General features: G+C 64.3%; 18 protein-coding genes and 1 tRNA gene. 10 read left to right on the forward strand and 9 right to left on the reverse strand.

What is annotated here, in order from left to right:
• The first annotated feature begins 11 nt into the window (after positions 1-11).
• On the forward strand, positions 12-692 hold the full coding sequence (locus AC1DXM_RS07185) for a peroxiredoxin-like family protein (protein WP_477232420.1): 681 nt from the start codon (positions 12-14) through the stop codon (positions 690-692).
• Between the two features lie 26 nt (positions 693-718).
• On the opposite strand, the gene AC1DXM_RS07190 is transcribed toward AC1DXM_RS07185, so the two are convergent.
• The 3 genes from AC1DXM_RS07190 to AC1DXM_RS07200 form a co-directional block, all read right to left on the reverse strand.
• Entirely contained in the window at positions 719-2,164 is a 1,446-nt protein-coding gene (locus AC1DXM_RS07190) for a DUF5939 domain-containing protein (protein ID WP_477232421.1), read from the reverse strand.
• Between the two features lie 176 nt (positions 2,165-2,340).
• Positions 2,341-4,515 carry an SAM-dependent methyltransferase gene (locus AC1DXM_RS07195; RefSeq protein WP_477232422.1) on the reverse strand — a complete coding sequence of 725 codons (2,175 nt, stop codon included), beginning with the start codon at positions 4,513-4,515 and terminating at the stop codon, positions 2,341-2,343.
• 245 nt (positions 4,516-4,760) lie between these two features.
• Positions 4,761-4,835 (reverse strand) — tRNA-Gly (locus AC1DXM_RS07200).
• 226 nt (positions 4,836-5,061) lie between these two features.
• On the opposite strand from AC1DXM_RS07200, the gene AC1DXM_RS07205 reads away from it, so the two are divergent.
• From AC1DXM_RS07205 to AC1DXM_RS07220, 4 genes are all read left to right on the forward strand, one after another.
• Positions 5,062-5,559: a prolyl-tRNA synthetase associated domain-containing protein gene (locus tag AC1DXM_RS07205; RefSeq protein ID WP_477232423.1), complete on the forward strand. Its 498-nt coding sequence runs from the start codon at positions 5,062-5,064 to the stop codon at positions 5,557-5,559.
• A gap of 86 nt (positions 5,560-5,645) precedes the next feature.
• Entirely contained in the window at positions 5,646-6,641 is a 996-nt protein-coding gene (gene trxA / locus AC1DXM_RS07210) for a thioredoxin (protein ID WP_477232424.1), read from the forward strand.
• A gap of 110 nt (positions 6,642-6,751) precedes the next feature.
• Entirely contained in the window at positions 6,752-7,423 is a 672-nt protein-coding gene (locus AC1DXM_RS07215; RefSeq protein WP_477232425.1) for an LON peptidase substrate-binding domain-containing protein, read from the forward strand.
• Between the two features lie 48 nt (positions 7,424-7,471).
• Complete coding sequence (locus AC1DXM_RS07220; RefSeq protein WP_477232426.1) at positions 7,472-7,726, forward strand: Trm112 family protein; 255 nt, start codon at positions 7,472-7,474, stop codon at positions 7,724-7,726.
• Positions 7,727-7,812: 86 nt separating this feature from the next.
• Here the strand turns inward: AC1DXM_RS07220 and AC1DXM_RS07225 are convergent, their stop codons facing one another.
• Genes AC1DXM_RS07225 through AC1DXM_RS07235 form a run of 3 tightly spaced genes read right to left on the reverse strand, consistent with a single transcriptional unit; the run spans position 7,813 to position 13,539 of the window.
• The gene (locus AC1DXM_RS07225) at positions 7,813-11,091 is read right to left on the reverse strand and encodes an error-prone DNA polymerase (RefSeq protein WP_477232427.1); all 3,279 of its coding nucleotides are present in this window, start codon (positions 11,089-11,091) and stop codon (positions 7,813-7,815) included.
• Entirely contained in the window at positions 11,088-12,563 is a 1,476-nt protein-coding gene (locus tag AC1DXM_RS07230; RefSeq protein ID WP_477232428.1) for a DUF6504 family protein, read from the reverse strand. The genes AC1DXM_RS07225 and AC1DXM_RS07230 overlap by 4 nt, the downstream gene beginning before the upstream one ends.
• On the reverse strand, positions 12,505-13,539 hold the full coding sequence (locus AC1DXM_RS07235) for an ImuA family protein (protein WP_477232429.1): 1,035 nt from the start codon (positions 13,537-13,539) through the stop codon (positions 12,505-12,507). The genes AC1DXM_RS07230 and AC1DXM_RS07235 overlap by 59 nt, the downstream gene beginning before the upstream one ends.
• Positions 13,540-13,717: 178 nt before the next feature.
• Here AC1DXM_RS07235 and AC1DXM_RS07240 point away from each other — a divergent pair, with 178 nt between their 5' ends.
• On the forward strand, positions 13,718-14,140 hold the full coding sequence (locus AC1DXM_RS07240; RefSeq protein WP_112560156.1) for a metallopeptidase family protein: 423 nt from the start codon (positions 13,718-13,720) through the stop codon (positions 14,138-14,140).
• A 161-nt stretch (positions 14,141-14,301) separates the two neighbouring features.
• Here AC1DXM_RS07240 and AC1DXM_RS07245 read toward each other — a convergent pair whose 3' ends face one another.
• Positions 14,302-14,508, reverse strand: a complete 207-nt coding sequence (locus AC1DXM_RS07245) for a DUF1737 domain-containing protein (RefSeq protein ID WP_454575642.1) — start codon at positions 14,506-14,508, stop codon at positions 14,302-14,304.
• A 65-nt stretch (positions 14,509-14,573) separates the two neighbouring features.
• Entirely contained in the window at positions 14,574-15,470 is an 897-nt protein-coding gene (locus AC1DXM_RS07250) for an HpcH/HpaI aldolase/citrate lyase family protein (RefSeq protein ID WP_477232430.1), read from the reverse strand.
• A gap of 376 nt (positions 15,471-15,846) precedes the next feature.
• Here AC1DXM_RS07250 and AC1DXM_RS07255 point away from each other — a divergent pair, with 376 nt between their 5' ends.
• From AC1DXM_RS07255 to AC1DXM_RS07270, 4 genes are read left to right on the forward strand one after another with little or no spacing between them, the layout of a single operon-like run.
• Positions 15,847-17,382, forward strand: coding sequence for a DUF4153 domain-containing protein (locus tag AC1DXM_RS07255; RefSeq protein WP_477232431.1), 1,536 nt, complete (start codon positions 15,847-15,849; stop codon positions 17,380-17,382).
• A 4-nt stretch (positions 17,383-17,386) separates the two neighbouring features.
• A complete protein-coding gene (locus tag AC1DXM_RS07260; RefSeq protein ID WP_477232432.1) occupies positions 17,387-18,079 on the forward strand; it encodes a response regulator in 693 nt (230 codons plus the stop codon).
• On the forward strand, positions 18,067-19,662 hold the full coding sequence (locus AC1DXM_RS07265) for a sensor histidine kinase (protein WP_477232433.1): 1,596 nt from the start codon (positions 18,067-18,069) through the stop codon (positions 19,660-19,662). Before AC1DXM_RS07260 ends, AC1DXM_RS07265 begins: the two co-directional genes overlap by 13 nt.
• 29 nt (positions 19,663-19,691) lie before the next feature.
• Positions 19,692-20,858, forward strand: a complete 1,167-nt coding sequence (locus AC1DXM_RS07270) for an NAD(P)/FAD-dependent oxidoreductase (RefSeq protein WP_477232434.1) — start codon at positions 19,692-19,694, stop codon at positions 20,856-20,858.
• 41 nt (positions 20,859-20,899) lie between these two features.
• Here the strand turns inward: AC1DXM_RS07270 and AC1DXM_RS07275 are convergent, their stop codons facing one another.
• A complete protein-coding gene (locus AC1DXM_RS07275; protein ID WP_477232435.1) occupies positions 20,900-21,391 on the reverse strand; it encodes an SRPBCC family protein in 492 nt (163 codons plus the stop codon).
• Between the last annotated feature and the right edge of the window lie 47 nt (positions 21,392-21,438).

Below are 21,438 nucleotides of genomic sequence, written 5' to 3' on the forward strand. Positions count from 1 at the left end.
GGAGGTTGGAAATGTCCGCGCATAGTGACTTGTTGCCGCTTCAGCCGGGCGACCGTGCGCCGAACGTGGTCCTCGACGCCATTACCCAGGAAGGCAAAATCGCGCTTGACGACTTTCGCGGCCAAAAGCCGGTGCTGGTAGGCCTGTTTCGAGGTCTGCATTGCGCCTTCTGTCGGCGCCACATCGCCGCGCAGGCGCGGCTCGATCCGGAGCTGCGCGAAAGGGGCGTGGGGAGCCTGACGGTGGTCAACACACCGATCGAACGTGCGCGTCTCTATTTCCGCTATCACCCGATGCCGAATCTGCTGGCGGCCTCCGACCCGGAACGCGCTTCACATCGTGCTTTTGGGCTGCCCAATCTCGAATTCACCGAAAACGAGACGAACTGGCCGTACAAGGTCTCGATGGCCCAAGCAATGGGTATGCGGGTCGACATACCTGGCGAATTGCCCGGTCCCATGGATCCTATGACGGCCGGCGCAATCCTCGACAAGAAGGACCACTACGAACTGACCGAAGCCGACGAGCAGATGATCGCAACGGGGCACGGACAATTGGTCGGTCAGTTCCTGCTGGACCGGCAGGGGATCGTCCGCTGGAGCTTCACCGAGGTGCCGGAGGGTGGGCGGTACATGTTTGGCGCGCCAAACCCGAAGGAGCTGATGTCAGCCGTGTCTCAGGTCGCCCAATAGGCTTGTGAACGAGGCAAACAGGCGGTCTATCCTCGCATGATGCGATAGACAGTTGCATTCCCCTCTACACCTCGAAGAGGCGCATCAAACGCGACGACGCTTCGGCCCGCAAGCAGGTCGCTCACGCCGGGTGCGCGATAGAGGGCCTCGGAGATACAGACCTGCCCGGCCTCCGCCAGCGACTGCACGCGCGCGGCGACATTCACGGTCTGGCCGAAATAGTCGAGGTTGTCGTTGAGCGTCACGGCAATCGACGGTCCACAGTGGGCACCGATCTTGAGGATGATCCCCGGCCCGTCGTGGTCGCTGTTGAAGCGATCGATTTCTTCAAAGATGTGGAGTGCGGCCGAGATTGCATCCGATGGCCGCGAAAATACTGCCATCACCGCATCTCCAATAGTCTTGACCACCGCTCCGGAATGTTGCTGAACCGCCGCGTTGACCAGAGCGAAATGCTCGCGGACCAGGGCATAGGCGTTGAGGTCGCCAAGGCGCTCATACATGGCGGTGGACCCCTTGAGGTCCGTGAACAGGAAGGTGATCTGCCGGATGCCGAGCCCCTCCTTCTCGTCGACACGCTCGGAACGGAAGAGGTGGCGGAAGGTTTGCCGCGCAAGCAGCGCGCCGCCGGAAACATATGGGTCAAAATCGAGCGTCGGTTTGGTCGTCAGCGCGACAAGCTCGGGCGGCCAGTTGATGAGAAGCAACGCGCCACGACCGGATCCGGTATTCGCAACCTCAATGACGACCGGACCGGGTGGCACGACCGGCAACGCCGGCAAGAAACGCTTACCGTCATAGTTGATCTTGAGAAGTGTCGGCGCCAACACCGGATCGCCTGATATGGGTACAGCGAATGCCGCCTGTGTCTGCACGTTGACGCCCGACAGGGAGCCCGGACCGAGATCAGCGCGCAGCATTGTTGTGGTGCCCGGCGGCAGGAACGTCATCCCCCGGACGAAGCCGCGCAGAACGTCGAGAAAGCGAACGTCTTGCCCCGGTAGCCGCCCGTCATGTCCGAAGTGGAGCTTCCAGTGAAAATCCTCGACAGAGAGCGTTTGGGGTTCGTGAAACGGAAGACGCCGCAGATGGGGCGACACGGAGAAGGAGACCTCGATGAAGTCGTCGAGGTCGGTATCGCCCGATACGTCGCACAGGCCACAGACGTAATGCGTCTGCAGCGTGCGCAGGGCGCCGAAACTGTCGAGCACCATCCCGGACTGGGGACAGAGCACGTCCCAGCTCATATCGAACAGGCCGCAGCGGGCCGCGTAAAGGAAAAGGTCGATTGCTTCAGGCTCGGCGATTGCGCGGTCGCGGGCGAAGGCCAGCGGATTGACACGATAGAGCGCCTGGTCGTCGCCGCTCCTGATGAGCGTTTCGAATTTTGAGATGACGCGCGGGCTCCATGCTCGCGCTTGCTCGATCTCGGTCATCTTGCCTTCGAGAAGACGATCGTCGACCACAATCACGCCGAAACCCTCAGTTTCCCTTGCGGCAGCCTACTAGAAATCCTGCCCGATGCGAATGGATGGAATCCTTCGCGTGTCTCAGGACTTAGGGCGGCGCCGGCACGGGACTATGCGCTTACGCTGCGGGGCGTCTCGTCGATTGTATCTCGCGCATTGGGGGCGGGACACTGACACGTTCAGCGTTCATCGAGCACGGCCTCGACAGTGGCGACAAAGTCATCGAGCGTGCGGTCCCCGCGTATCTCTATGCGCGGAAGGTCGATGGGATTGCTATCGAGGTCCGCCGGCCCGTGTTTGCGGCCGAAGCCCACTCGATAGCCGCACTCCCTGGCCAGCCGGCCGAGCCGTCGGTCGGTGACAGAGAAGGGTGCCGCGAACGCAGTGGTTGGCCGGCCTGTCCACCGTTCGATGAACATGCGAGAGCGCAGGAGTTCGGCGGCCAGGTCAGAGCTCGACAGACCATCGATCGCGCGATGCGTCGCCATATGGCTGCCGAAGAACGCGCCTTCGGCGGCGAGGCGTCGCACCGTCCCGGCGCCCATAAGCTGCGCCGGCGGACCGCTGTCGGCGTCCCATCCTGCAGTTTCACCCACCAGGTCCGTCACCAGGAACACTTCCGCGGTCAGGTCGTTGGCGCGCAAGATCGGCCAGGCGTGGTCGGCGAAATTCTGGAAGCCGTCATCGAAGGTGATGACCACCGGGCGGCCGGCGAAAGGCTGACGGTCGGCGATGAAGCCTTCCAGCTGCTGGGACCCGATCGCGTGAAAGCCATTGGCGCGCAGCCATGCCATCTGGCTGGCGAATGCGGCGGGCGCGAGCCGAAAACGGGCGAGCGCCGCCGGACCTTCATCGGCGACGCCGTGATACATGAGAACAGGGATGCGTTGGCGCTGCTCGCTGCGTGCGACGTCGCGGCGCAAGGCCCGGGCACCGCCCCAGACGATATTTCGCGCGACCCCGATTTCGATGGGCGCGCGGATTGGCACATGATCGATCACGGGTTCCGTCGCCACATCGTCCGGCGACAGGCGGCGGAAGCGGTCTATGCGGTAGAGCTCGGTCTGGATCGATTGCTCGAGCACGAGGCCTTCGGTCGCCGCCAGCGTCTCGGAGATCGCTTGGGCACCGAATGTGTTCCAGTCGAAGCCCGTCTTTTCGACATTGTCACGCAGCACGAATGCGTGTGCGCTGATGAAACTGCCGCCAGGCGCCAACGCCGCAGCGAATTTCTTGGCGATGCGCCGCAACTCGGCGAGATCGTCCAGATAATAGAGCACTTCCGAACAGAAGATCAGATCCATCTCACCCGGCAACGTGTCGGCAGCGAAATCGAGTACGCTGAACTCAACATTCGGCTGATCGCTGCATCGCGCACGGGCCCGCTCGATGGCTATGGCGGAGATGTCGGTTGCGGTCAAATGGCCCACGCGCGGCGCCAGCTGCCGTGTGAAATGGCCCTCCGCGCAGGCCAGCTCAAGCGCCCGACCGATGGAACCGGCAGGCAGGATTTCGAGCTGCCGCTGATATTTTTCCTGCTCATAGAGCGAGCCGTATTTCCACGGATCCTCGGTCGCGAAATAGCTGTTCCAGAACGCCGTGCGATCACTCCTGTCCGCGATTCGTCCTCGGCGTGGCGTTGCAGGAGGCTGTGCAGGTTCGGCGCTTGACCGAACCAACTCCCGCGCTTGCGCGGCCAATTGGGCGAGTTTGCCGAAATGGCTGTCCGGATCGGGCCCGCGTTCTGCTGAGGTCGACAATGCCTCAGCTGCAAGGCCGGGCCGCTCAGCGGGCACGACATTCCGGATCAATTCAATCCAATGATCCCTTGTCACTGTCCCGAGTACGCCGAACTGCACGACAGCCTTGATCCGGCCATCCATCATCAGATGGGCGTAGATCTGATCGATACCTTCAGGCAGGTCGGTTGCGGTCGGGTTTCGAGCGTCGACGCGAATTCCAAGCGTCCGCGCCAGCCTGCGCGGCGCGGCAAGATCGTCGGCGTCGAGAAGCATTTGCTCAAGGTGATACTGGATGCGGCGAGCTGCCGCAGGATTGTCCCAGATCTTGCCAAGTGCAACGATCAGCTCGGTGATGGCGCCGCCGAACCTGTTCCATGCGGCAGCCAATTGCGCCGGCGCCGACAGGCTTCCCGCCACAAGGCCATCGACGATCACCTTGGCGATGTCACCCGCCCACTTGCGTCCTGCCGGGAGCGCGCGCAGGGGCTGCGTGTCGATCGAGCGCAAACCTGAGCCGCAATCCGACGCGGCGTTCCGCAACGCGACCCACGCGAGTGCTTCGGCAGCGGTGCCGCCGTTCGCCGAACTGGAAACCAAGGGATTATGCGCCACGCCGTCTTACCCGCGCCTGGTTCTAGACCGTTTCACCGTTTCGCGGAAACGGCGAACCGATCTCTCTCTTTGTTTTTACGCAATTCCGGACGGAAAACCGCACACACTTTTCCTGAAATTGCTCTGGTAGAACGAGAGTCCCGCAACGCGCTTACAATGAGCCTTCATTGCCGGTTTAGAAAGCCATGTAAGCAAAAGGCGCCCCGAAAGGCGCCTCTTCATCGCTTGATTCCCTTTGAGGAAATTGGAGCGGGTGAAGCGATTCGAACGCTCGACCCCAACCTTGGCAAGGTTGTGCTCTACCCCTGAGCTACACCCGCTCACACGGCCTTAGGGCCGCAAGCCGGGCCTATATGGCTGAAGAGCGCGGCGATTGCAACAGGGAAATGACGGGCTTTTTGGTCGCGCCAAATCGCCTGGCCGAACCTCGTTGGCCACGCTGGTCATTCATTGACTTCCCGCATGACGGTCTTGTCTCGGCGGCATCATTGGCCGTAAACGGCTTTGCGCGTGGCCAGACTTGTACCAGATAGGGAAAGACCATCGATGCCGAAGACTGAAGCCGAGCTTTTCGCCTTTCTTGCCGATCTCGGCATATCGGTGTCGACCGTGCGTCATCCGCCGCTCTACACGGTCGCCGATTCGCAGTCGCTGCGCGGCGAGATTTCGGGCGGCCACACGAAGAACCTGTTCCTCAAGGACAAGAAGGACAATTTCTTCCTGGTCAGCGTCGGCGAGGATGCGGTCGTCGACCTGAAGCAGATCCACACGATCATCGGCGCCGCCAGCCGTGTCTCCTTCGGCAAGCCGGAGATGCTGATGGAGCTGCTCGGCGTCATTTCGGGCGCCGTCACCGTGTTCGGGCTGATCAACGACACCCAAAGACGGGTCAAGGTGGTGCTCGACCAGGATTTGATGGCGCATGACGTCATCAATGCGCATCCGCTGATCAATGAGGCGACGACGTCGATCACTTCCGCCGACCTCATCAGATTCGTCGAGGCAACCGGACATGATGCTGCTATCTTGAAAGTCTCGGCTTGATCGCCACATGGATGACGAAAACTGACCTCTAGCATGGATGTCGCGCCTGCTCCGCTGGCGAGGGGCGCGACCGGAAGGGCGACGACATGAGCGACAACAACAATCCGTTTGGCGGCCAATTCGGCGGCAATTCCGGCCAGTACACCACCTCCCTGCAGTATGGCGGCGCCGAGCCGGCCAAGCCGGCATTGGGCGTCGCACCAGCCGCCGCTGACCTGATCAAGGACACCACGACCGCCGCCTTCGCCGCCGACGTCATCCAGGAATCGCGGAAACAGCCGGTGCTGGTCGATTTCTGGGCGCCGTGGTGCGGGCCCTGCAAGCAGCTCACGCCGCAGCTGGAAAAGGCGGTCAAGGCCGCCGGCGGCAAGGTCAAGCTGGTCAAGATGAACATCGACGATCATCCCTCGATCGCCGGCCAGCTCGGCATCCAGTCGATCCCGGCGGTCATCGCCTTCAAGGACGGCCAGCCGGTTGACGGCTTCATGGGCGCCATCCCCGAGAGCCAGATCGGCGAATTCATCACCAAGGTCGGCGGCAAGGGCAATGGCGCGCCGCCGGTCGCAGAAGCTTTGGCCGCGGCAGCCGAGGCGCATGCGGCGGGCGATGCGCAGACCGCAGCCGACATCTATGACGCCATACTGGCGCAGGCGCCGGAGACGATCGAGGCGATCGCCGGGTTGGGCGAGCTTCTGTTCGAGGCCGGCGACGCGCAAGGCGCCGAGGCGCTGCTGGCAACGGCGCCGGAGGCCAAGAAGGATGCGCCCGCACTTGCCGCGCTGCGTGCCAAGATGACGCTGGCGGCTGAAGCGGCAGCGCTTGGCAATCCCGCCGAGTTCGAGCAGCGCCTGGCCGCCAATCCCGGCGACCACCAGGCGCGTTTCGACCTTGCCATGGTCCAGAATGCGCGAGGCGATCGCCATGCGGCGGCCGACAATCTGCTGGCCATCATCAAGGCCGACCGCACCTGGAACGAGGACGGCGCCAGGGCGCAGCTCTTGAAGCTGTTCGAGGCCTGGGGCATGACCGACGAGGCGACGCTGGCGGCGCGGCGCAAATTGTCGTCGCTGCTGTTTTCCTGAGCCGTTCGCCGGCGAAATTACCGGCGGAATGGTTTTGGGGCCTTGCGGCCGGCGTCGGCTGCGCCAGATTAGGCCGATACTGACGCGCCCGAAGCGATCGGAGGACTTAAGTGCAGGTCGGAAACGCACATTACCGGGTCGGCAAGGATCTGCCGTCGACCATCCCGGTGTTTCCGCTTGCCGGCGCGCTGCTTCTGCCGGGTGGCCGCATGCCGCTCAACATTTTCGAGCCGCGTTATCTGCAGATGGTGGACGAGGCTATCGCCGGCGCGCGGCTGATCGGCATCGTCCAGCCCAGCCTCGACGGCGCGCTGCGCGCCGATGGCGAGCCCGAACTGTGCAATGTCGGCTGCGCCGGACGCATCATCTCGATGGCCGAGAGCGGCGACGGCCGCTATCTGATTTCGCTGCAGGGTGTGTGCCGGTTCCGCATCACGCATGAGCTGCCGGTGAAGACACCGTTCCGGCAATGCAAGCTGGCGCCGTTCCTCACCGATCTCAGCGAAGACCAGGCGGCGAGCGAGGTCGACCGGCCGGCGCTCTTGAAAGCGTTTCGCGCCTATCTGCAGGCGAACGAGCTCGAGGCCGACTGGGAAAGCGTCAGCCGCGCCGAAAACGCCATGCTGGTCAATGCGCTGTCGATGATGGCGCCCTACGGCCCGGCCGAGAAACAGGCGCTGTTGGAAGCGCCCGACTTGAGAGCCCGCGCCGAGACACTGATCGCCATCACCGAAATGGCGCTGGCGCGCGAGAATGAGGACTTTGGCTCGAGTTTGCAGTAAGGGTGTGTCAAGGCATCTTGGGCCGGTGATTGGCCGGGAAGAGGAACGATGGCTGCGGACGGGCGTGACGGCAAGACGGCCAATGTCGATCCGAAACTGCTTGAGCTGCTGGCCTGCCCGCTGACCAAGGGGCCGCTGGTCTGGGATCCGGAGCGCGGCGAATTGATCTCGCGGATCGCCAAGCTCGCCTATCCCGTACGCGACGGCATCCCGATCATGTTGCCCTCCGAGGCGCGGACGATTTCGGCGGAAGACGTGCTGTCGCCGCCGCGGCTGAGTGGGCCGGCGCAGGCTGGACGGTAAATCGCAGACCTTCGAGATTAGCCGAAACGCCCCAGGATGACGAAGCGATCGGTGTCTCGGCTAAATTCGAAGGGTGAGAAAGCGCCCTACTGAAAATTCCTTCCCTTGGGCATGACCCTCTCGGCCTTGTCCGACAGCGCCGCAATGTCGGGCCGGACCGGCACGGCAGGCGTCATCTCTTCCAGCAGCACCGTCAGCCAGGGCGTCAGATCTTCGATCTTTTCGGCGACGATATGGATGACGTCGGATTCCGACTGCAGCTTGCCGGTGACCTTGACGAAGCGCGCGCCCATGACGATGGGACGGAAGCGGGTAAACGTCCGCTCCCAGAAAATGACGTTGGCGACGGCCTTGTCGTCCTCCAGCGTCAGGAAGATGGCATTGCCCTTGCCGGGGCGTTGGCGCACCAGGACCAGGCCGGCGACGGAAACCCGCCTGCCGTCGCGAACCGCGCCAAGGTTGGCATTGGGGATGACGCCGGCGCGGTCGAGCCGCTCGCGCAGGAAGGCGACCGGATGCGCCTTCAACGACAGGCCGAGCGAACGGTAGTCGTGGATGACATGTTCGCCGAGCGGCATTATCGGTAGTTTTGTTTCGGGTTCGAGTTCGCGCAGCCGGATCGCCGGCTGGTCGAACAGCGGCAGTCTTTCGGCGGCACTCTTGCCGTCCAGCGCGCGCACCGCCCACAAGGCTTCACGACGGTCGAGGCCGAGCGAGCGGAAGGCGTCGGCCTGCGCCAGTCTTTCGATGTCGTCGACATCGAGGCCGGAGCGCAGCCAGACATCCCTGACACTTGAATAGCCGGCGCCGCGCCGGTCGGTGAACTGCTTCATGCGCTCCTTGGACAGCCCCTTGATCTGCCTGAAGCCGAGCCGCACGGCGTGCTTTGTCTCGATGACACCACGCATCTGGGCATGGCGCGGCAGGATTCGGGCCGGGTCGAATTCGTCTTCCTCCAGCGTGCAATCCCAGCCGGAAAAATTGACGTCGACGTCGCGGATATCGACGCCATGGTCGCGCGCGTCGCGCACCAGCTGCGCCGGCTGATAAAACCCCATCGGCTGCGAATTGAGGATCGCGGCGCAGAACACGTCGGGATAGAAGGTCTTGAACCAGCACGAGGCATAGACGAGCAGCGCGAAGGAGGCTGCATGGCTTTCGGGAAAACCATATTCGCCGAAGCCTTCGATCTGCTTGAAGCAGCGCTCGGCGAAGTCCTTGGTGTATCCCTTGCCGACCATGCCGTCGATCATGCGCTGGCGGTAATTGCCAATGGTGCCGGTGCGCTTGAAGGTGGCCATGGCACGGCGCAATTCGTCGGCCTCGCCCGGCTTGAAGCCGCCGGCGACGATGGCGATCTTCATCGCCTGCTCCTGGAACAGCGGCACGCCCAGCGTCTTCTTGAGGATCGCCTCCAGCTCCGGCTTTTGATACTCGGCCTTCTCCTTGCCTTGCCGGCGCCGCAGATAGGGATGGACCATGTCGCCCTGGATGGGACCCGGCCGAACGATCGCCACCTCGATGACAAGGTCGTAGAAATCCTTCGGCTTGAGCCTCGGCAGCATCGACATCTGGGCACGCGATTCGATCTGGAAGACGCCGAGCGTGTCGGCGCGGCCGATCATGTCGTAGACATGCTTGTCCTCTGGCGGGAGGCTGCCCAGCACATAGGGCCGGCCATACTCATCGCGCGCATCCGGATAATGATCGGTGAGCAAGGTGAAGGCGCGTTTCAGGCAGGTCAGCATGCCGAGCGCCAGCACGTCGACCTTCAAAATCTTGACCGCGTCGAGATCGTCCTTGTCCCATTCGACCATCTTGCGCGCCTCCATCGCCGTCTTGACGATGGGGACGATCTCGTCGAGCCGGTCCCTGGTGATGACGAAGCCGCCGACATGCTGCGACAAATGCCGGGGAAAGCCCATGATCTCGTTGGCGTGGGCGATCACGTGACGGGTCGATGTCTCGTTGCGGTCGAGGCCGCCGGCATGGGCTTCCTTCTCGCCGAGTTCCGAGGTCGACCAGCCCCAGATCGAACTGGAGAGCGCGCTGCGGACATCGTCCGACAGGCCCATGGCCTTGGCCACTTCGCGCAGCGCCGAGCGGCCGCGATAGCTGATGACGGCCGCCGCCAGCGCGGTGCGCTTGGCGCTGTATTTGGAGTAGATGTACTGGATCACCTCCTCCCGCCGCTCATGCTCGAAGTCGACGTCGATGTCTGGCGGCTCGTTGCGCTCCTCGGAAATGAACCGCTCGAACAACGTGTCGATGCGCTCGGGGCCGACCTCGGTGATGCCAATGCAGAAGCAGACGATCGAATTGGCGGCGGAGCCTCTGCCTTGGCAAAGAATGCCCTCGTTGCGGGCGAACTGGACGATGTCGTAAACGGTGAGGAAATAACGCGCATAGTTCAGGCGCTCGATCAGAGCGAGCTCTTCGCCGATGCGCTGCGAGACGGAAGCGGGGACGCCCGCCGGATAGCGCGTGGCGGCCCCCTCCCTGGCCAGACGCTCGAGCTCGGCCTGCGGCCCGAGCCCCGATTGCGTCGGCTCGTCTGGATAATTGTATTGGAGATCGCCAAGCGAGAAGCTGAGCTCGCCGGCAAAGCGCAGCGTCTCGGCCAGAGCCTGCGGATGGCGGCGAAAGAGGCGGGCCATTTCCAGCGGCGGCTTCAGATGGCGTTCGGCATTGGCCGTCAGTTCCAGCCCGACCTCGGCGACCGGCACATTGAGGCGGATGGCGGTAAGCACGTCCTGCAGCGAGCGCCGCTCGGCTGTGTGATAGAGCACATCGTTGGTCGCCATCAGCGGCACGCCGGCGATATCGGCCATGGCGGCCGCCTGCTCGATGCGGAAGCGGTCATTGCCGCGGTAGTCCGGCGCCACGCCAAGCCGCAGGTTGGCGCCGAAACGCTCCTTCAGCTGGCGGATCAATGCCAGGAGATCGTCGGCACTCGCCGAGAGATCGGGCAGCACCGCCAGCGACAGCAGGTCGCCCCATTCGAGCAGGTCGCCGCGCTGGAGAAGGGTTGCACCTTTCTCGTTCTCGTCGCGCAGATTGGCCTGCGTCAGCATGCGGCAGAGATGCCCCCAGCCCTTGCGGTTCTGCGGATAGGCGAGAATGTCCGGCGTGCCGTCGCCGAACACCAGGCGGCAGCCGGGGTGGTAGGCGAGCTTCTCGACCTTGGCCTGCTGCCAGGCGCGCACGACGCCGGCGACCGTGTTGCGGTCGGCAAGCCCGATCGAGGAGAAGCCGAGGAATTTCGCCGCCACCACCAGTTCCTCCGGCTTGGAGGCGCCGCGCAGGAAGGAGAAATTCGACTGGATGCCGAATTCGGCATAGGGGATGACGGTCAGCGCGTTCATGCGAAGACCCCGTGCATGAACCAGCGCGGCGAAGGCTGGCCGGCGCCGTAGAGCCCCTGGCGGTAGAGCCAGTAGCGGCGGCCGTCGCTGTCCTCGATGCGGAAATAATCGCGCGTCGGCGCGTCCTCCTCACCCTTCTGCCACCATTCCGGCGCGATGCGCTCGGGCCCTTCGGCGCGGGCGACCCGGTAGAGCGCGCGGCGCCAGCGGAAATTCATCGGCGGTCCCTCCGGCATTTCGGTGGCCGGCACTTCGATCGGCTCGGGCGAACGGAACAGCCGGATCGGCCGCTCCGGCGGGAAGATGGTTGTTGGCGGCGGCGCGTCTTTCCTGTCTGATCTTTTCGGCGGCGTGGTCCGCTGCGGCGCCTCCGAGAAAGGGATGGTGGCGACGGCGCGCTCCGGCAGATGGCTTTCGACAGCGACCGCTTTGAGCACAGCATTGTCGCCGAGCCGGGCGCGGATGCGGTCGGCAAACAGCGCGATGTCGGCGCCGTCGTCCTCGGTCTCTCCGGTCAAATCGGCCTGCTGCATGTCGAAGGCGGCGGCCGCCAGCACGGAAAGCCGCACCAGATCGAAGCCGTAGCCGGCATCGATGTCCTGCTCGAGCGCGGTCAGCCGCTCGTGGAACAGGCGCTGGATCAGCTTCGGCTCGCGCAGGGGCCGTGAGGTGCCGACGGCGATGCGGATGACGGCGCCGTCGACGCGAAACAACAGCAGCGCCAGCATCCTGGCGCCTTCGCCGCGGCGCTCGAGATCGATCTTCAGCGTCACCGCCAGCATTTCCACCAGCCGCTCGATCTCGGCGGTCAACACGACCGGCTCGGCGAGGTGGCGCTCGACCGAAAGCGGCGCCACCGGCAGGCGCGGCGACACCGCCTCGTCGAGACGGCCGAGCGCCTGGTCTAGCCGCAACAGCAAGGTGGCGCCGAAGCGGCGGGCGAGCGGCGCGCGCAGTGCAGCCATGACCGCGCCGGCGGTGCGGAGGCCCACACTTTCCAGGCTGGCGCGGATATCGGCTTCGATGCGTAGCGCGGCCAGCGGCAAAGGGGCAAGCAGCGCTTCCTCCTCGCCTGAGGGAACGATGCGGTCGCCACAGAAGCGCGCCGCCGCCCAGGCAGCACCCGGCGTCGCGGCAAGCCCGGCGCGAACATCGAAACCCTGCTGGAAAAAGCGCGCAAGAATGTCATCCAGCATGGCGCGCTCGCCGCCGAACAGATGCGTGCAGCCGGTGACGTCGAGATAGAGGCCATCGGCGCCGTCCAGCGCCACCAGCGGCGTGTAGCGGTCGCACCAGTCGGCGAGACCTTCGAGCAGCCGGCGGTCGGCTTCCGGATCGGCCTCGACAATGTCGATCGAGGGATGCATGGCGCGCGCGTCGGCGATGCCCATGCCACGCTTCAGGTGCAGCGCCTCAGCCCGCTCGTCGAGGGCCGATATGCGCTGGGCGCTGCGGTCGCGATGGCTGATCACCAGAGGCAAATGATCCGACGGCCGGGAACGCCACGACCGTCCCAGGCGCTGGCGCAGGATCCGCTCTGCCCCGAGATGCGGAAACCACAGCGACAGAATTCTCTGGCCGTTCTTCCCGTCTTTCTTCGAAACTGTGTTCATCGGGGTTCCACTCCAGTGTGAATTGTCCAGGCAGAGCGGTGCGGCTCTTGCCGATGCTGACGGTGAAGGCGGGGCGGCCGATCGAGCCGGCGAGCGGCCCGGCGATGGTCCGGCGGCTTGCAGCCGCTGCGGCCGACACGATGAGGCGTACAGGTGCTGCCGTCGGTTCGGCCTCGCCGGCCTGGCGCAGCAGAAACACCGGCCGGCCGGCGGTTTGCGCCCTGGCGTGCAGCCGGCGCGTTGCGGTGAGGTCGAGCCGCTGCGGGCTGCCGCGGATTTCGAGAATGATGGCGGCGAGCGCGGTCATCTTTGCCGCTTCCTCGGCCACCCACAGCGCATCGGTGAGTTTCGCCGCCTCGGAAAACAGCAACTGCTCCGGCGCGATGCCAAACAGGCCCTGCAATCCCCTGGCGTAGGGAAAGCCGGCCTCGCGAAAAATCTCCGAGCTGCCGATCCACAGCACGGGCAGGTTCTGCCCCCTGAGGATCAGGCTGACCACCGACAGCACAAAGCCGGCGACCGCCCCGGCATTGCGGGTCTCGAGGCCATGGATCTCGGTGAGGGCGGCTTTCGGCAGGCCGCCGCTCAGCGCGGCATCGAGGCGTTCGACGCCGATGGGCAGGAAGGCATCCGGCGACGCCACGGCAAGGCCGCGCCGGATGATGGTGATGTCGGGCGCGATATCGAGGTCGGGCGCGCCGACATCGTCGTCAGCACGCGCACGAGGCCGCTCTCCAACCGGCGCCGCCAGGCGCTCGGGCAGCGTTCCCTCGATCTTCGCGATCTGGCGGCGCAGGGCAAAAACAGTCTCCCGCGCCACGGCTGATGTCGCCATAACGGTCAGTTTCTCTCACAATTGTTCCTGTTATGTTCCTATAGATTCCAGAGGGTGCTCCAAGAGTCAAGCGGAGTCAGAAGGAATTTATTCCTCCATAGCCATTGACGTCATGGAATTGCCGCTTCATTGCCGAGTCCGGTGCGAAAGCCTATATGCCGGGATCAAAGGACAACGCATGGCCCGCATCTACAAGACCCGCACCTGGCACGACGAACTCTCGCCCTCGATCGAGGAAATGGAGTTTCTGGCGCTGGAGGCGTACGCGCATCTGCCGGACGATTTTCGCAAGCTGACCGGCGAGATCGTAATCGTGATCGCCGAGTTCCCGACCGACGAGATCATGGACGATCTGTCGCTGGAGACGCCGTTCGACCTGCTCGGCTTGTTCGAGGGCCGCGGCATTGCCGAGCGCTGGAATCCGCAGACCGGCGAAGGCCCGAACCGCATCACCCTCTACCGCCGCGCCATCCTCGACTACTGGGCCGAGAACGAAGAGACGCTGGGCGACATCGTCACCCACGTGCTGATCCACGAGATCGGCCACCATTTCGGCCTGTCGGACGATGATATGGAGAAGATTGAAGAGGCGGCGGAGTAGGCTGTGCCGATATTCAGGTGAGGCCGGCCTGCAAACGGCTGATACCTGCGCTTCCGGTGCTCACGTACTTCAAGTACGCTCCGCTCCGGTTCTCGGTATCAGCCATTTTCGACTCGGCCTGACCTGAATCTCAACACAGCCTGCGTCGGTGCTTGCAAAGCCTACCAATCGCTCAGCTTGGTATCCGGCCCGTATTCCTGGCCGTCGACGTCCTTCACCACAGCCTGACCGCAGCGCATCGACTTGGTCTTCTTGTCATAGGCGTAGGTCGGCGAGCCGAACAAATGCCAGCCCTTGTTCAGCGCCGCCGTCACCTTGTGGCAGAAGCTGGAATCGTCGGGGGCGGACAAAAAGCGGTAGAGTTTCATGGGTCAGGTCCTGTCGTGAATTCCGTGTTGTTGAGGCGTGATCTTTACGAAGCCGGCTTCGGCAATCATGCGCCGATGGCGGCGGCCTTCGCCAGCAGTTTTTCGGCCTGCGCCAGATGCAGCCGCTCTACCATCCTGCCGTTCAGCGCAATCACGCCCTTGCCGGCATTTTCCGGCAAGGCGAAGGCATCTTTCACCGCGCGCGCCTCGGCCAGGGCATCTGGCGCTGGTGCAAAGGCGCGGTTGGCAGCTTCGATCTGGGCCGGGTGGATCAGCGTCTTGCCGTCGAAGCCCATGGCGGCGGCTTCCGTGCACTCGCGCGCAAAAGCATCGAGGTCGCGAAAATCGTTGGAGACGCCATCGAGCATGTCGATGCCGCCGGCGCGCGCCGCCAGCACCATCTGCATCAGCCATGGCACGAGGTAGCGCCGGTCGGGCGTCGCCAGAATGCCGGTCTCCTTGACCAGATCATTCGTTCCGGCAACGAAACAATTGAGGCGCGAGGCCGGATCTCGGCCGAGTTCGGCAATGGCCCCGATGTTGAGCATGGCCTTGGGCGTCTCGATCATCGCCCAGAGTTTGACGCTGTCGGGGCCAAAATTGTCGTCGAGCACGTCGCCGACTTCGAGGATGTCGCGCGGCGTGGCGACCTTGGACAGCAGGATGCCGTCGGGTTCGAATTTCGCCGCGGCTAGCAAATCATCGTTGCCCCATTCGCTGGACAGCGCGTTGACGCGCACGATCATCTCGCAGCGCCGCCCAAAGTGGTTGGCAACTGGCCGGCTGGCGAAAATAGCCGCCAGTTTTTCACGCGCCGCGACCTTGTCGGCGGGAGCGACGGCGTCTTCGAGGTCGATAATCACGGCATCGCAGGCAAGCGTCGCGATCTTGGCCAGCGCCTTGTCGTTGGAGGCGGGGACGTAGAGTACAGAGCGGCGTGGGCGGTAGGGTTCGCTTGTCATGGTTCGATCTATGCCGTCTGGGGCGGTTGAGGCAAGGTGCGGCTGGTGATTGCCGAAGTCGGCGCGGCCCCTCATCCCCCTGCCGGGACCTTCTCCCCGTGAACGGGGAGAAGGGGGCTGGCTCCTGCACGAAAACTGCACATCTCTGCGGAAAACCTCCTCCGCTGCGCCCTGCCGTATCCATGCGCAGCCACCACAAGGGCGGCATGCAACACCGAAACACCCCCCGTTGGTCCCTGCCTTACCGGCTGCGCAGCGAAAGCTGGTGGCTGGTCGATCCGCCGCGGCCGGAGGCCCGCCATCGCCCGGAGGCAAGCCTGCTCCCTTTTATCCCCAGGCATCCGCCCGTCGGCCGGATCATCAGGAAAGTCCGCGCATGACATCGTTCGTCAGCTTTTGCAGTCGCTTTGGCATCGCCGTCCTGCTCGTCGCGCTGGCGGATTTTTTCTTCTACGACCAGCCCATCGGCATCACCGTCCTTTTGTTCGCCATCGTAACGGCTGGCGCGGTCGTCGCGGTGCATCCCGCTGCCCTTTATGCCCCAATGCCGTGGCTCAAGCCGGCGGCCCTGTTCGTCGCGCTGCTGCCGCTGGCCGAAAATGTCAGCGCGCTGTCGGTCTCGGTCGCGCTCGTGGCCATGGTGGTGTTTGCATTGTCGCTGGCCGGGCGGTTGCAACACCGCATCGCCCGCATTGCCGGCCAGATCGCGCTGTTCCTGGCAGCGGTGCCGTTGCGGTTCATCCGGGATTTCATCCGCTGGCGCAAGACGGCGCGGCGCTTCGGCCGGCGCCGGATCCGGTTCGCGTCCATCGCGGTCTGGGTGATGCCGCTGACACTGGGCGCCGTCTTCCTCACGCTGTTCGGCGTCGCCAATCCGGTCATCGACTACTGGCTGTCGCTGATCGACCTGATGAAGCTCCTCGATCTCATCCAACTGGCACGGATTGCCTTCTGGCTGGTCGTGCTCGCCTGCGTCTGGGCCTTGCTGCGGCCGCGTCTGCCGCGCTTCCGGCGTCTTATCCCGCGGCCGAGGCAGAACCTTGCCGGCGCCCAGCCGGCGGCCAAACCGGAGCGGCATGTCGTCGAGGATATCGTCTTCGGCAAAGGCGCCATTCTGCGCGCGCTGATCGTCTTCAACGCGCTGTTTGCGCTGCAGACCGGGCTCGACGCCGCCTATCTCTGGGGTGGGGTCGCCCTTCCCGATGGCATGAGCTATGCCGCCTATGCGCATCACGGCGCCTATCCGCTGATCGTCACCGCGCTGCTCGCCGCCGGCTTCGTGCTGGCGGCGCTGCGGCCGGGCAGCGAAACATCAGGCGATCCGCTGATCCGCCGGCTGGTCTATGCCTGGGTGGCGCAGAACATCGTGCTGATCATCTCCTCGATCCTGCGGCTCGACCTCTATATCGGCGTCTATGCGCTGACCTACTGGCGCATCGCCGCTTTCGTCTGGATGGGGCTGGTGGCATCAGGGCTTGCGCTGATCATCGCCCGCATCGCGCTCGGAAAATCCAACGAATGGCTGTTCTCGGCCAATCTTCTGACGTTATCGGCGACGCTTTATGCCTGCTGCTTTGTCAACTTCGCCGCAACGATCGCCAACTTCAATGTCGACCACTCGCTTGAAATGACCGGTTCCGGCACGCCGCTCGATACGCAGTATCTGCGCTCGTTCGGCGCTGTCGCCATGCCGGCGCTGGACCGCTACTACATGCATAAATTCGGAAACCAAACCACCTATCTGGCCGACCAGGTGATGATCGACGATTATATCGCCGAACAAAAGAAGTGGCGCGCCTGGAGCTTTCGCGGCTGGAGGCTCGTGCAGGTTCTCGACAAGAGAGGCCCGCTCGTGCTTCCTCCCGCACAGCAACCCTCGCTGCCTGCCATGCCATCCACGCCGGACCGCTAGACCCATGCCGCATCAGATCCTGGTCGCCGACGACGATCCGCACATCCGCGAGATCATCTGCTTTGCACTGGAAAAGGCTGGCATGAAGACACAGGCCGTCTCTGACGGCGCGGCTGCCCTGCAAGCGATCGAACGCCGCGAGCCCGATCTCGTCGTGCTCGACATCGGCATGCCCGAGATGGACGGGCTGGAGGTCTGCCGGCGGCTCAGGCAACGCTCGGACGTGCCGGTGCTGTTCCTGTCGGCGCGTGACGAGGAAATCGACCGCATCCTCGGGCTTGAAATGGGCGGCGACGACTATGTGACGAAGCCGTTCAGCCCGCGCGAACTGGTGGCGCGTGTCAATGTCATCCTGCGCCGCGCCCGCGCCGTGCCGGAGCCGGCCGACGCGAGGGCCTTTGCGCATGGCAAGCTCAGCCTGACACCGGCCAGCCATGGCGCCAGTTTCGACGGCAAGGCACTGGCGTTGACGGCGATCGAATTCTCGATCCTGAAAGGGTTCCTGGCGCGGCCGGCGCATGTGCTGGGCCGCGACCTGGTGGTGGCCAGCGCCTATGCCGCCAACATCCATGTCGCCGACCGCACCGTCGACAGCCATATCCGCAACATCCGTGCCAAGCTGGCGGCAGTGGGCTGCCTCGACGCCATCGAAACCGTGCATGGCGTCGGCTTCCGGCTTGGCCGATGCGGCGCCTGAGCGACCGCAAATGGATCGGCACCAAATGGCGGCCAAGGCTGGCCACGGTGGTCCTCGCCATCCTCATCATGGTCCTGGCGCTGCCGCTGGTCGGCCTGTTCTTCTTCCGGCTTTATGAAAACCAGTTGATCCGCCAGACCGAGGGCGAGCTGATCGCGCAAGGCGCCGTCATCGCCGCCATCTATGCGCAGGATGTGCGCGACGCCGGCATTTCCCCGGACAAGCTTGGCGGGCCGGTCGACGTTGAGGGCGACGATGCCAGCCGCGGGGACGATTCGCCTTACCAGCCGATCGAGCCCAGCCTCGATCTCGCCTCCGACTATTTGCTGCCGACCCGGCCCGCCGGCATCGTGGCCACCACCGATCCGGCCTTTGCGGCGATCGGCGCGCGGTTGTCGGGCCTTCTCGACACGACGCAAAAGACCACGCTGGCCGGCTTCCGGTTGCTCGACCCGAAGGGCGTCGTCATTGCCGGGCGCGATGAGGTCGGACTGTCGCTCACCCATGTCGAGGAGGTGCGCCAGGCGCTTGCCGGCCACTACGCCAGCGTGCTCAGGCAACGCATTCCCGACCAGCCACCGCCACCGCTCTATTCGGTCAGCCGCGGCACAAAGGTCCGCGTTTTTGTTGCCATGCCGATTGCAGTCGATGGCCGGGTCGCCGGCGTGATCTATCTGTCGCGGACGCCGAACAACATCGTCAAACACCTCTATGGCGAGCGCGGCAAGGTGACGCTGGCGGCCATCGCCATGCTTTGCGGCACGCTCCTGATCGCCCTGGTCTTCCTGCGCACCGTCAGCCGGCCGATCTACGCGCTGATGGAGCGGACCAGGCGCATTGCCGCCGGTGACCGCGACGCGATCCGCCCGCTCGACCATCACGGCACGCGCGAAATGGCCGAACTGTCCGCCGCCTTTCTCGACATGGCCGAAAAGCTGCAGGCGCGCTCCGACAGCATCCAGACTTTTGCCACCCATGTTTCGCACGAGCTCAAATCGCCGCTGACGGCGATCCAGGGCGCGGCCGAGCTGCTGCGCGATTCCGGCGATACGATGGATGCCGCCGAGCGCAAACGGTTTTCCGGCAACATCGTCACCGATGCCGGAAGGCTCAATCTGCTGGTGCGGCGCCTGCTCGACCTGGCGCGCGCCGAAAACCTGGCGCCGAGCGGCGAAAGTACATCGCTCGATGCAGCGCTGGCGCTGCTGCCGGTGGACGGCAGGGTGGCGGTCGTCATTGAGACGGGCGGCGCAACTGGTTTGCGGATATCGGCCGAGAATATGGCGATCGTGCTTGCCAATCTGATCGACAATTCAGCCAGGCATGGCGCGACGCAGGTTCTGCTGGCGGCAGCCGGCGCGGAGGGCAAGGTGAGCGTTACCGTCAGCGACGACGGCGCCGGTATTTCACCGAGCAACAGGGCCCGCATTTTCGAGCCGTTCTTCACCACGCGGCGCGAGTCCGGCGGCACCGGCATGGGGCTCGGCATCGTGCTGGCCCTCCTGAAAGCGCATGATGGCACGATCGCGCTGGTTGACTCCGGGCGCGGCACGCGCTTCGAGATTTCCTTGCCAGCCGCGTGAAGGATGCTGCCGGCGGATCGGAGAAAAAAGTGCGCTACGACATCGTCATCATCGGCGGAGCCATCGTCGGCTCCTCGGTCGCCTATTATCTGCGCGAGGAAGGCTTTTCCGGCTCGATAGCGCTGATCGAACGCGATCCGCAATTCGCCCATGCGGCCACCACGCTGTCCATGGCCTCGATCCGCCAGCAATTCTCGATCCCGGAGAACATCCGCCTGTCGCAGTTCACGCTAAACCTGTTCCGGCGGCTGAAGGAAACGTTCGGCACTGACGCCGATATCGGCTTTCGCGAGGGCGGCTATCTGATCCTGGCCGGCGAGGCCGGGCTGCCGATCCTGAAAGCCAACCACGAAGCGCAGGTCGCCGAGGGCGCAGATATTCTGCTCGAGGATGCCGACCAGCTGGCAAAGCGCTTTTCCTGGCTGTCCACGGAAGGCATCAGCGCCGGCGCCTTCGGCCGCACCGGCGAGGGCTGGTTCGACGCGCATGCCATGCTGACACTGTTCCGCAAGGCGTTGCGCGACAAGAAGATCGATTTCATCGCCGCCGATGTTGCCGGTATCGAGCGGCAGGGTGGCCGCGTCACCGGCGTGACGCTCGACAATGGCGAAAAACTCGAGGCCGGCATCGTCGTCAACGCCGCCGGTCCAAACGCCGGCAAAGTCGCCGCTCTTGCCGGGCTCGCGCTGCCTGTCGAGCCGCGCAAGCGCAATGTTTTCGTCTTCGAGGCGCGGGAAAAATATACCGACATGCCGCTGCTGGTGGACCCTTCGGGCATCTATGTCAGGCCGGAAGGCTCTGTCTATCTCACCGGCGGCGCCGAGCCGGAGGAGGGCGACGGCCCGGCCGACCCCCGGGATTTCGATGTCGACTGGTCGCTGTTCGAAGAGGTGATCTGGCCGGTGCTGGCGACGCGCATCCCTGCCTTCGAGGCGATCAAGGCAACCCGCGCCTGGGCCGGCCATTACGACTACAACACGCTCGACCAGAACGCGGTGATCGGACCGCACCCGGAAGTCGGCAATTTCATCTTCGCCAACGGGTTTTCGGGCCACGGCCTGCAGCAGGCGCCGGCGGTCGGCAAGGCGCTGGCCGAGCTGATCGTCCATGGCGGCTACCGGACGGTGGATTGCTCGGCGTTTGGGTACGAACGGGTGGCCGAGGGCAGGGCGTTCAGAGAGCTGAATGTGATTTGAGCGGCCTCTTTTCATAAGCGTGAGAGGGAAAAGACGCGCTTCTATGCCGCCGGTTCACCAGTCTCGACATAGGCCTGCAGCCACCCCAGCACCCGGCCCCAATCCTCGGCATGTTCGGCCGCCGCGTCGGTCAACCCGGCAAAGCCGCCATGGCAGATGGTGAGGCGTGTGCCTCCGGCTATCGGTTCCAGCAGGTAGGCAACCGTCGTTTGCCGCCGGCCAAGTGTCGGATGGTCCCAGTCATAGGCCCGCGTCTGCACGATCCGAAGCGGCGCCTGTATCTCGAGGAACTCGCCGCCGGCGGGATGGTCCTCGCCAGCAATGGTCCTGGCGATGACCTGCCACCGGCCGCCGACGCGCAAATCGGCCGTCCAATCGACCATCCCGTAGCTTTCGGAAGAGCCCCACCAGCGCTCGACTTCGTCTGTAATCAGCGCGTGGAAGACGCGCTCCGGTGGCGCGACGATCTCGGCGCTTGCCATGATCGTCTCGCCATTGGTCATGCTTTGCGCCACCACTGGGCCGTGCATCATGGCAACCTCCCTAGAGCGTTTCACCGTTTCACGGACGCCGAACTGCT

It is taken from the genome of Mesorhizobium sp. P3_A2, assembly GCF_056403115.1.